At 57.6% G+C, this 11,712-nt stretch carries 8 protein-coding genes and 1 tRNA gene; 7 read left to right on the forward strand and 2 right to left on the reverse strand.

Features of this window, described 5'->3' with window-relative positions:
- Nucleotides 1-103 precede the first annotated feature (103 nt).
- The 3 genes from opgB (at nucleotide 104) to ACGS9J_RS03670 (ending at nucleotide 5,068) form a co-directional block, all read left to right on the forward strand.
- Nucleotides 104-2,407, forward strand: coding sequence for a phosphatidylglycerol--membrane-oligosaccharide glycerophosphotransferase (gene opgB / locus ACGS9J_RS03660; RefSeq protein WP_442229710.1), 2,304 nt, complete (start codon nucleotides 104-106; stop codon nucleotides 2,405-2,407).
- Between the two features lie 163 nt (nucleotides 2,408-2,570).
- Nucleotides 2,571-4,031 (forward strand): AMP nucleosidase, encoded by a 1,461-nt coding sequence (locus ACGS9J_RS03665; RefSeq protein WP_442229711.1) that lies wholly within the window; start codon nucleotides 2,571-2,573, stop codon nucleotides 4,029-4,031.
- Between the two features lie 119 nt (nucleotides 4,032-4,150).
- Complete coding sequence (locus tag ACGS9J_RS03670; RefSeq protein ID WP_442229712.1) at nucleotides 4,151-5,068, forward strand: bestrophin family protein; 918 nt, start codon at nucleotides 4,151-4,153, stop codon at nucleotides 5,066-5,068.
- A gap of 79 nt (nucleotides 5,069-5,147) precedes the next feature.
- On the opposite strand, the gene nac is transcribed toward ACGS9J_RS03670, so the two are convergent.
- On the reverse strand, nucleotides 5,148-6,071 hold the full coding sequence (nac, locus tag ACGS9J_RS03675; RefSeq protein ID WP_442229713.1) for a nitrogen assimilation transcriptional regulator NAC: 924 nt from the start codon (nucleotides 6,069-6,071) through the stop codon (nucleotides 5,148-5,150).
- 350 nt (nucleotides 6,072-6,421) lie between these two features.
- Here nac and ACGS9J_RS03680 point away from each other — a divergent pair.
- From ACGS9J_RS03680 to ACGS9J_RS03695, 4 genes are all read left to right on the forward strand, one after another.
- Nucleotides 6,422-6,497: transfer RNA gene (locus ACGS9J_RS03680), tRNA-Asn, on the forward strand.
- A 353-nt stretch (nucleotides 6,498-6,850) separates the two neighbouring features.
- Nucleotides 6,851-8,209: an MFS transporter gene (locus tag ACGS9J_RS03685; RefSeq protein WP_442229714.1), complete on the forward strand. Its 1,359-nt coding sequence runs from the start codon at nucleotides 6,851-6,853 to the stop codon at nucleotides 8,207-8,209.
- 34 nt (nucleotides 8,210-8,243) lie between these two features.
- Complete coding sequence (locus tag ACGS9J_RS03690) at nucleotides 8,244-9,599, forward strand: NAD(P)H-dependent oxidoreductase (protein ID WP_442229715.1); 1,356 nt, start codon at nucleotides 8,244-8,246, stop codon at nucleotides 9,597-9,599.
- 54 nt (nucleotides 9,600-9,653) lie between these two features.
- Nucleotides 9,654-10,538: an NAD(P)-dependent oxidoreductase gene (locus tag ACGS9J_RS03695; protein WP_442229716.1), complete on the forward strand. Its 885-nt coding sequence runs from the start codon at nucleotides 9,654-9,656 to the stop codon at nucleotides 10,536-10,538.
- On the opposite strand, the gene ACGS9J_RS03700 is transcribed toward ACGS9J_RS03695, so the two are convergent.
- Nucleotides 10,531-11,535: a LacI family DNA-binding transcriptional regulator gene (locus ACGS9J_RS03700; RefSeq protein ID WP_442229717.1), complete on the reverse strand. Its 1,005-nt coding sequence runs from the start codon at nucleotides 11,533-11,535 to the stop codon at nucleotides 10,531-10,533. The two genes, ACGS9J_RS03695 and ACGS9J_RS03700, sit on opposite strands and share 8 nt — an antisense overlap.
- Nucleotides 11,536-11,712: the final 177 nt, after the last annotated feature.

Here is an 11,712-nt window from a genome sequence, read left to right on the forward strand (position 1 = left end):
CACTTTCAATGCGCTATACCCTTCCTCTTTCACGCCGTGCCGGGATTGGCGGCGTTTGCCAGGGCAGTTAAGATTTTCTTTTTAATCAGACAGGGTACGGTGGATGGTTTCAGCATTAATCTCGTTTGCACTTTTTTTAGCCTCAATTTTAATCTACCGGACCCGAGCCGCCGCCAACCGCTGGTGGCTGGCCACCCTGCTGACGCTGCTGGGCAGCTACCTGATCCTCAACGTGGTACTGATCGCCAGTAACTACTTTACCGGCGACGGCATTACCGATGCGGTGATCTATACCCTCACCAGCAGCCTGAAAGGCGCGGGGGTCGGCAAATACCTGCTGCCGTTTATCGGCCTGCTGGCGGTGCTGGCGCTGATCTTCACCGTGCTAACCCTGAGCCTGGTGCGGCGCAAGGCGAAAAGCAGCAGCGTGGTTTACAGCGTGCTCGCCGTGCTGCTGGCCCTGTTTTCGGTTGGGACCACCCCGGCCTTTCAGGACATCTCGCTGCTGGTCAGAAGCCAGATTAGCGGCGACACCGCCGACTTTGACACCTATTACAAAGCGCCGAAGAAAACCGTGCAGGGCAAAGCGCCGAACCTGGTGTATATCTATGCCGAAAGCCTGGAACGAACCTATTTCGACCCGCAAACCTTCCCCGGCCTGACCGACGAATTGAATCAACACCGTGAAAACAGTATCGATTTCAGCAACACTCAGCAGTTGCCCGGCACCGGCTACACCATTGCCGGCATGGTGTCCTCGCAGTGCGGCATCCCGCTGTTTGCCCCTTTTGACGGCAACGCCTCCAGTGCCGTGTCCACCTTTTACCCGGAAAACGTCTGCCTGGGCGACGTGCTGAAATCCGCCGGTTACGACAACTACTTTTATCAGGGCGCCGAGCTGGCCTTCGCCGGCAAAGACACCTTCCTGAAATCGCACGGTTTTGACCATGCCTACGGCTTTAAGGAATTACGCGGACAGGTCAGCGACCCGAGCTATAAAAATGACTGGGGTTGGTACGACGATACGCTGCTGGACCTGGTATTCGACAAGTTTGTCGAGCTGTCGAAACAGAACAAAAAGTTCTCGCTGTTCGCGTTGACCGTGGACACCCATCATCCGGATGGCTTTATCTCCGCCACCTGCAGCAAAAAGTCGTTCAGTTGGCAGAACAAAGAGAACCGCTCACTGAGCGCGGTAGCCTGCAGCCAGCAACATATCGCCGCGCTGATCGACAAAATCAAAGCGTCCGACTACTTCAAGAATACCGTTATCGTGGTGTCTTCGGACCATCTGGCGATGAACAACACCGCCTATGACATCCTGACCAAACACAAGCGCCGCAACCTGTTCTTTATCATCGACGGCACCCGCCCGCAGACCGCGCTGCATAACGAGAAGCGCAGCACGCTGGACAACGGCGCCACGGTGCTGGACGTGATGGGCGGCGATAATTACATTGGCCTCGGCCGCAGCAGCCTGTCCAGCCCGACGCTGGCTAGCGTCTTCCTGAATATCGATGAAAAAATCAACACCTGGAAACCGGCGGTGGTGAAACAGTGGGGCTTCCCGAACAACATCAGCCAGTACAGTCTCGACGATCAGGGCAACCGGTTTACCTTCTCCGGCATCACCTTTAAGGTGCCGTTTATTCTGAAGGTGACGGACAACAAAATTGAGCCGATGTTTAACGTCTACCTGTCCACGCCGCTGAAAAAGCAGCTCGCCGGGCTCGGCGCGGGCGAGAAATTCGTCTGGGTCGACAAGTGCTATGAAATCGGCCGGGTGTGGTCACCCGAACTGGCGTTGAGCACCGACACCTGCGTCGCGTCGGGCAATCTGGCCGCCCCACCGCACATCGTGCAGGCCAAAGGGGGCAGCTATCGCGGCAAGGTCGACTTTGGCAACCCGAACGCCGATAGCGTTGCCGCCTACCAAAGCGCCGTCGACAAGCTGAAAGTGGACGACGCCGCGGTTAAATATCACGCGGACGCCATCGCCTTTATGCTGCCGGGCATGCCGGAGCAGGTGAAGGCAATCACCGGCGTTTCCAGCGTCGAAGACTGGGGCCGTTGGTCGGATGCCAACCTGGCGCCGACAGTGAATATCGATTACGTCGATCCACTGCCGTCCGCATTTGATCTGGTGCTGCGCGCCCGCGCCTACGGTAAAAACGTTGGCGAACCTATCTCGGTGCGCGTCGGTGACCAGGAGCAGTTTGTGACGCTCAGCGATCAGGACACCACCGTGACCCTGCGCTTCGACAACCCCAAAGGGGCTCAGAATATCAGCATCACCCCACCGGCCCCCACGGAACCGCAGGAAGGTGCCAGCGGCGGCTTTGTGCCGAAAAAACTGGGCATTGGCCTGGTCTCACTGAAAGTGGAACAGGCCGCTCCGGCCTCCTGATGTTAATTACAAGGGACTTTGTCAGCAGTCTGAGGGGCGAATTTCTTCGCCCCTACGGTTTCTCCAAAGCTTTTGCGCCCATCTTCGACTAACCTGTTGCAGTGAATTGATATCGGCATCCGTATGCTTCCCGCTGCATAGCCGGGAGAACCAAGGAGAGAGTATGAGCAGTCAGCAATCCGGCACCGGCCTCACCCCCGCTCAGGCAGTCGAACAACTGGAAGCGTTGTATGTCGCCTCGGTTGACGCACTGCGCCAGGCAGTCAGCGATTTTATCAGCCACGGTGGCCTGCCCGACGCACGGACCCGTGCTAACGGGTTATTCGTTTACCCAGAGCTGCGCGTCAGTTGGGACGGGAAATCGCCCGGCCAGACCAAAACCCGCGCCTATGGCCGTTTCACTCATACCGGCTGCTATACCACCACCATCACCCGCCCACATCTGTTTCGTCACTATCTGACCGAGCAGTTGACGATGTTGGCCGGAGAATACGATGCACATATTGAGGTTCGGCCGTCACAACAGGAGATCCCTTTCCCTTACGTGATCGACGGTTCAAACCTGATGCTGGATCGGTCGATGAGCGCCAGCCTGGCGCAGCATTTCCCGACCACCGAGCTGGCGCAAATTGGCGATGAGACCGCCGACGGCCTGTTCCACGCCACCAGCACCTTCCCGCTTTCGCACTTCGACGCCCTGCGCGCCGATTTTTCGCTGGCGCGACTGCGGCACTACACCGGCACCCCGGTAGAGCATTTTCAGCCCTTCGTGCTGTTCACCAACTACACCCGCTATGTGGACGAGTTTGTCCGCTGGGCCTGCGCAGAAATAGCCGATCCGGCCAGCCCTTATATTGCGCTGTCCAGCGCCGGCGGCATCTATATCACGCCGGAAACCACCGCGCCGGACCAGGCCGTTTCCGACCTGGCCTGGAAAAATCACCAGATGCCGGCCTACCACCTGATCTCGCGCACCGGTCAGGGCATCACGCTGATCAATATCGGCGTCGGCCCGTCCAATGCCAAAACCATCTGCGACCATCTGGCGGTGCTGCGCCCCAGCGCCTGGCTGATGATCGGCCACTGCGGCGGCCTGCGTGAAAGCCAGTCGATTGGCGACTACGTGTTGGCCCACGCCTACCTGCGTGACGATCACGTGCTGGACTCGGTATTGCCGCCGGATATCCCGATCCCCAGCATCGCCGAAGTGCAACGTGCGCTGTATGACGCCACCAAAATGGTCAGCGGCATGCCCGGCGAAGAGGTCAAACAACGCCTGCGCACCGGCACCGTGGTCACCACCGACGATCGCAACTGGGAACTGCGCTATTCCGCTTCGGCGCTGCGCTTTAACCTCAGCCGCGCCGTCGCGGTGGATATGGAAAGCGCCACCATCGCCGCTCAGGGCTACCGTTTCCGGGTGCCTTACGGCACGCTGCTGTGCGTATCCGACAAGCCGCTGCACGGTGAAATCAAGCTACCCGGCCAGGCCAACCGCTTTTATGAGGGCGCGATTTCGGAACACCTGCAGATTGGCATCTGCGCTATCGACCTGCTGCGCGCCGAAGGCGATCGCCTGCATTCCCGCAAACTGCGCACCTTTAACGAGCCGCCGTTCCGCTAATCGCCAACGCTTCAGGCCCGCTTCGGCGGGCTTTTTAACTTTTCATACTCAGATCGTTGATGTGCGGACCGCAAATCTGTTACAACAGCGGCTCCCATTCCCCAGTTTCTACCACTCATATGATTGTCAGACCTCAGCAACACTGGTTCAGGCGGCTCTTCGTCTGGCACGGTTCGGTGCTCTCCAAAATTCTGTTTCGCCTCAGCCTCAACGTGGCGATGTCCATCGTCGCCGTGCTGTGTTTCCAGTGGTACGAACACCTGGGTGTCAAACTGACCCTGGCGCCCTTCAGCCTGCTGGGCGTGGCGATCGCTATCTTTCTCGGCTTTCGCAACAGCGTCAGCTATGCGCGTTTCACCGAAGCGCGGTTACTGTGGGGCAGCCTGCTGATCGTTCAGCGCTCGCTGCTGCGCCAGATCAAAAGCCTGCTGCCGCAGCAGGAAGAGGCGGCACGTGAATTTGCCGCCCTGCTGATCGCGTTCAGCTACTGCCTGAAACACCAACTGCGCGGCACCGACAGCCACGCAGATCTGCAACGCCTGTTGCCCAACGTCGATTTGCGGGCGATAGAAAACAGCATGTCCCCCTGCAATCGACTGCTGCTAATGATGGGGCAATGGCTGGGTGAGAAGCGGCAATCGGCGCAGCTGTCAGATATGCTGTTTCACAGCATCGACCAAAATCTCAACCGGTTGTCGGAGATCCTCGGCGGCTGCGAACGCATCGCCAATACGCCGATCCCGTTTGCCTACAGCCTGATCGTTCACCGCACGGTTTATTTATTCTGCACCCTGCTGCCTTTCGCGCTGGTGCCGGACCTGCACTACATGACGCCGCTGGTGTCGGTGTTTATCTCTTACACCTTCATCTCGCTGGACTCGCTGGCAGAGGAACTGGAAGATCCGTTCGGCACCGCCGCCAACGATTTGCCGCTCAATGCCATGTGCAACGCGATTGAAATCAACCTGCGTGAAATGAACGACGAAACGGATTTGCCGGCGGCAGCACGGCCGGACAGCCGTTACCAGCTCAGTTAATCGGCAACCCCGGCAGGCGCGGTGAAAGCCGCGCCTGACACCTGCAGCCGTTACGCCGGCATCAAAACCTTTTTCCGATTTACTGTACCAACGCCAACACGCGTTTTTCCTGACTGCGGCTGGCGGCGATCGACAGCAGGATCTCTTTCACCACCAACGCCGGGGCTGACAGGGGTTGCTGGCTGGAGATACACAACGAAAGCGGTACGCTCAACGACGGGGCATTGATCCGCGCCATCCAGGCTTTGGCCGGGCCAATCATCGCCCGCGCCACCGACTCTGGCAAAATAGTGGCTCCCAGGCCGCTGGCGATGGCCGCACTCAAGGTGCCGGAAGACTCAATTTCGCCAATCACATTGGCCGCCAGCTTGCGCACCGCCATGGCTTCATCCACCTGCGTGCGCACGACATCCCCCTCACGCGGCAGGAACAGATTCAAGCGCGCAACATCCAACAGATCAACACTGTTGCCGGGGTTCGGAACCGCACGCGTCGCCACCAGATAAAGATCTTCCCGCATCAGCGCCGTGGCCTGCAGGCCGACAGGCATTTTAGCGCCGTAGATCACCGCCATATCCAGACTTTGGCCGGCAACCTGCCCGGCGAGCGTCGACCCTATGTTCTCGTTCAGGCTGAGCAAAATGCCTGGATGCTGATCGCGCAGCGCCTGCAGCAACGGCAACGCCAATTGTGACGCCAGGCTGCCCGGAGCCAGCCCGACGGACACATGGCCGCTCATCGCCTGCCCCGCGCCGTTGACTGCGCTTTGCGCCTGTTCGCACTGACGCAGAATGGTCTGGGCATGGGCATAAAGAATATTGCCGGCCTCAGTCGGCATCACGCCGCGCTTGGTGCGGATCAGCAATTGCTGTTTCAGCTCCCCTTCCAGGGTCGCCAACTGTTGGCTGAGCGCCGGCTGGGCGATGTGCAACACCTCCGCCGCCTGGGTCAGGCTGCCGATATCGACGATTTTCACGAAATACTTCAGACGTCTGAAATTCATATTGCCTCCGTCATGCCACTGAACTGCGTATGGCAAAACAGCAGCAAGATCCGGGCCAGAGCGGCGAAATAAGAGAACCCGCCAACTAATCGACGGAAAAATAAGAAAAAATGATACCGACACCGATAAACGCCAAGCACTGAACGGCAGAGAACGGCGAAAGTTTGCACCAGCGTAAGGCATCCGGCGTGCAGCCAGTGGGGCAAGCCATCAGTCATTGCGCAGCAGAGCATCAATAAAAGCCATAAAAAGCAGCAGGTTGAATAATCTTGCAGCAAACGAAACGGCAAGCTGTTTTCAGGCTTTACAAGCCCGCATCACCCCGCTATTATTCGCCCCGTTCACACGATTCCTCTGTAGTTCAGTCGGTAGAACGGCGGACTGTTAATCCGTATGTCACTGGTTCGAGTCCAGTCAGAGGAGCCATATTAGAAAAGCCCGCTTAAGTTTCCTTAAGCGGGCTTTTTGCTTTTCCATTTCTCTGTGCCGAAAGATGCCCCGGCAACCGACGTTCTCTTCAGCCATTCGGTATCAAACAACAGTTCCCGGCTCCCCTGCCGCCAGCGGTAAGTCTTCGCCCTCGGCGCGCTTTTTAGCCGCCAAGGCGACACGTTAACTTAGTCACAATTTTTTAACTTCTCTGCGACATCCCCTTGACTGTTTAACGGTCTGTCGTAAAACTCACAAAAAAGTAAAACGTTTTACTTTTATTCAGGCATCGCGGTATCTATGCATTTTCCGTGATATTTCCGGGGGTTAAAACACTACTGGGATTCATCATGAAACACGTAGAAGAGTATGACAGTTCACTGGCCGGCGCTGACGTTACGCCGGACCAGCCTCAGACAGAAATCTCGCCACTGGCAGGTGGCGCGATCAAAAAAGCTCGGATGCGTTTAATGCCGCTGATCCTGATGATGTATCTGCTGGCGTTTATTGATCGCTCCAATATCGGCATGGCGGCATTAACCATGAACCACGCTCTCGGGTTAACGCCGGAACAGTTTGGTTTTGCCGTCGGCATTTTCTCTTTTGGCTATATCCTGTTTGAGATCCCCAGCAACGTGCTGCTGGAACGCTACGGCGCGCGCTTTTGGCTGGCCAGGATCATGATCACCTGGGGCGTGATTTCCATGGCGATGGCCTTTGCCCAAGGGGTGGTCAGCCTCAGTATTTTGCGCTTTTTACTCGGCGTGGCCGAAGCGGGTCTGGCGCCGGGCATTATTTTCTATCTCACCACCTGGTTTCCCAAACAGGAGCTGGCCAAGGTATTTTCCATTTACTACCTGGGGGTGCCGCTGGCGGCGATTATCGCCAACCCCCTCTCCGGCTATATTCTGGACAACTTTCATCAGGTCGGCGGCCTGGAAAGCTGGCAGTGGCTGTTTTTACTTGAAGGCTGCCCGCCGGTCATTTTATCGCTGATTGTCTTTCTTTATCTCACCGACGAACCGGCCAAGGCTTCCTGGCTCAGTTCTGAAGAGCGCCGGGCCTACCAGACGCTGATGGAAAAAGAGCGGCAGGCGACATTAGCGGTCGGCCACGCCGGCTTAAAGGCGATGTTCAGGGATCGCCGCGTCTGGGTTTTAGGCATGGCTTACTTCTTTACGGTGATTGGCCTGACCGGCCTCGGCTTTTGGATGCCGCAATTTATTAAGCGCTTTGATTACTCTGATACCGTGGTCGGACTGCTGGGCACCATTCCCTATATTGTTGGCGCCGTCGTGATGTGCTGGTGGTCAAACCATTCTGATAAAACCAATGAGCGCACCTGGCATTTCATCCTGCCTTCGCTGCTGTTTTCTGTCGGATTTGTGGTTGCCGCCATCAGTGATTCGCCGGTGATTTCCATGCTGGGGCTGACGCTGTCGACCGTCGGCATGCTGTCGTGCGTCCCTACGTTCTATACCCTGCCCGCCTCTTTCCTGACCCGCCAAGGTTCGGCCGGCGGTCTGGCGTTGATTAATTCCATCGGCAATATCGGCGGTTTTTTCGGCCCCTTCCTGGTGGGGCTCACCATCTCCCTTAGCGGTAAATCGCAAAATGGTCTCTACCTGTTATCGATTCTGGTGCTGTTTTCGCCGTTACTGATTTATCTCCTGAGTAAAAGCCGCCGCCAGGTCGCTGGCTGGCGTTAAATCCGACACATCACACCTTGTAAAGGAGTAGCACATGAACTTAGCAGCATTGTTAGCCGAGCGAGCCGGTGCCGTAAAGTCAGGTTCCGCGCAGCCCGTCCGGGTTGGCATTATCGGCGCAGGTAAATTTGGCTCGATGGTTCTTGCCCAGTTACGCCATCTTGCCGGCTTGCAGGTGGTGGCCGTCGCCGATCTTGATGTGAAAAAAGCACGGACGGCGCTGGCGCGTGTCGGCTGGCCGGATTCCCAGTATCAGGCCGCAAATATTGAGGCGGCACTGCGCGAAGGATCAACCTGCGTGGTTGAGGACGCGGAAGAGCTGTTCCGCTGTGAGCAGATTGACTGTATTGTCGAAGCGACGGGACACCCGCTGGCAGGCACGCGTCACGCGCTCCATGCCGTCGAACATGGCAAGCACGTGGTGATGGTGAATGTCGAAGCCGATGTCTTGTGCGGGCCGTTGATCGCCGAACGTGCGCGTAAAAACGGCGTCATTTACAGCATGGCTTACGGGGATCAGCCGGCCATTATTTGTGAGCTGGTGGACTGGGCCAGGGCCTGCGGATTTGACATCGTGGCCGCAGGTAAAGGCATGAATTTTGAACCGCGCTATCGCTACTCCACGCCCGATACCGTGTGGGGATTTTTCGGCTGGAGCGAAGAGGAAGTGGCGGCCGGCGACTTCAATCCCAAGATGTACAACTCTTTCACCGACGGCACCAAAGCGGCGATTGAAATGGCGGCGGTGGCCAACGCCACCGGGCTGGACTGCCCCGATAACGGGCTGGCTTTCCCCCCTGCCGGCGTGCATGACCTGGCGCGCGTGTTCTCACCGGAATCTGACGGCGGGCGGCTGAGCCGCAGCGGTCTGGTCGACATTGCCGCCAGCCAGGAACCGGACGGACGGGAAGTGCTCAACAACATCCGCTACGGCGTATTTGTCACCTTTAAAGCCAGAGATGAGTATAGCCGCGCCTGTTTCAAACAGTATGGCTTGCTGACAGACCCCAGCGGATGGTATGCCTCCATGTGGCGCCCCTTCCACCTGATTGGCCTTGAAACCAGCATCAGCATTCTTTCTGCGGTGCTGCGCGGAGAGGCCACCGGTTCGGCATTAAGCTTCCGGGGCGATGCGGTGGCGACCGCCAAGCGCGATCTGAAAGCCGGAGAAATGCTGGATGGCGAAGGCGGCTTCACCGTCTGGGCCAATGCGCTGCCGGCCAGCATCAGCGTGGCGCAGGATCTCTTGCCGATGGGGCTGGCGCACCACGTCCGTCTGGTTCGCGATGTTGCCAAAAACCAGGCGGTGCGCTTCTCCGATGTTCAGTTTGACAACAATCTGGATATCGTCGAGCTGCGTAAGCAGATGGTCAGTCTGGCAGGCTTATAAATAACGGCATGACCCGCTGCGCTATACGGCGCGGCGGTTATCTCAGGAGGAAACATGGCAGCCGAAACACGCATTGGATTGTTAGGGACCGGACTCATGGGGCAACCGGTGGCGCGACGCCTGGCCGCCGCCGGTTATACCGTCACGGTGTGGAATCGCTCCAAGGAAAAAGCGCGCGCCCTGGAGGAGTATGGTATTGCAGTCGCGGACTCCTCCGCTCAGTTGCTGGCCGGCAGTCAGGTCATCATATGTTTATTAAGCGATGCGCAGGCCTGCAATGAGGTGATTTTCGACGCTAACGCGCTGCGGCATATCGCCAACGGCACGGTGATTGTCATGATGAGCACCCTGTCGCCCGCGATAGTGATGGAGCAGCAACGTCAGGCAATGAGCGCGCAGGCTGAGTATATCGATATGCCGGTGTCCGGCGGCACGGCGGGAGCAGAAAACGGCACGTTATCATTAATGGCCGGCGGTAATGCTGATGACATCGATCGCCTGCGCCCCCTGCTCGCCCATCTGGGAACCGTCACGCGCATCGGTGACGTCGGAGCCGGGCAGCTGGCTAAACTTGCCAATCAGATCATTGTCGCAGGCACCCTGAGTTTATTGTCGGAAGCCTTTACGCTCGCCCAGCGAGGCGGCGCCGATCCGGCAAAAGTACGCGAAGCTCTGCTGGGCGGATTTGCCGATTCGACCCTGCTGCAGCAACACGGCGCGCGGATGGTGAACGAGGACTTTAAGGCGCGCGGCGCGGCAAAGTGGCAGCTCAAAGACACGCGCAGCGCTGTGGCGCTGGCTCAGCAACTGGGTTTGACACTACCGCTGACGGAAACGATAAATACGCTCTTCAGCCAGATGATTGCCGCCGGCGACGGGGAACTGGATCACTGCGCCATTATCAGGCAAATCCGGCGGTTGAACGGTTCGCCTATTTAATCCGGAGCACGCTCTCGCGCTTGATTAACCGGCTGTTGAGTTCACAGGGTTCCTGCTTCTCGCCAGACAGGCTGGATAACGCCTTATCGGCCAGCGCTTCCAGCGGATGTTTGATAACGCTGATGGACGGGCTCAGTAACCGGCTCCAGTGGCTGTCGTGATAAACAATCAGCGACAGATCTTCCGGGACGGCAAGTTTCAGCGCCCGGATGCGCGACATAATCATCGGCGCAATTGAAGTATTGCCGATAATAATGGCCGTCGGCGGGTTCTGCAGCGCCAGCAGCTCGTCAAGCGCCTGGCTGGCAAGCGGATCGCGAAAGTTCTTCACCACCGCATACTGCGGCTCCCAGCCAATGCCGCTGGCTTGCAATCCTTGCTGGTACCCCTCCAGCCTCTGCAAAGAGGTTGACGTGTTCAGCGGCCCGCTGATCCAGCCAATGCGCCGATGTCCCTGCTGGGCAAGATAGCAGGTGGCCTCACGGGCGGAAGCTTCATTATTAAAACCAATGACGCTGGCGTGCGCCACGTCCTTGAGATAGCGATCGATGAAGATCACCGCGATCCCCATTTCGCTGATGGATTGCCACATATCGCTGTTGTCGCTGGTCGGCGTGGCGATGATGGCCTTTACCCGTTTTTGCATCAGCATTTCCAGGCTTTCCCGCTCCAGCTGCGGATCCTCCTGGGTGGTGACCAAAATGACATTCATCGCCATTTCTCTGGCGCGACGGACAATAAGATCGGCAATTTCAGCGAAAAAATCGTTGGCGATATCTGCCACCACCAGGCCAATGGTGTTATTCAAACTGGTTTTTAGCTCACGGGCGGCGCTCTGCGGGGTATAGTTCAGCGTTTGCATGGCCTTAAGAATACGCTGACGGGTGCGTTCAGACACGGAGCCAGAGCCAGGATTCAACACCCGGGAAACCACGCCGATCGACACCTCCGCCAAGGCTGCGACCTCTTTGATGGTACTTTTCTTTTTACCTGTCAATGTAATACTCAGCCTCGCACCATTCGCCCGGATAAGCTCATGGTAGATTAATCACCTGACAAGATAAATGTTCTTGCATCATCATCATGGTTTACAAGGCGCCGGGTTGAATGACGCCGCTTGCAGGACAGGCGGGCAATTAACCAGTGGCCCGCTAAAGCACTCCCGTTCAGATCG

The organism is Serratia quinivorans (assembly GCF_052113645.1).
Lineage (GTDB): Bacteria > Pseudomonadota > Gammaproteobacteria > Enterobacterales > Enterobacteriaceae > Serratia > Serratia quinivorans_B.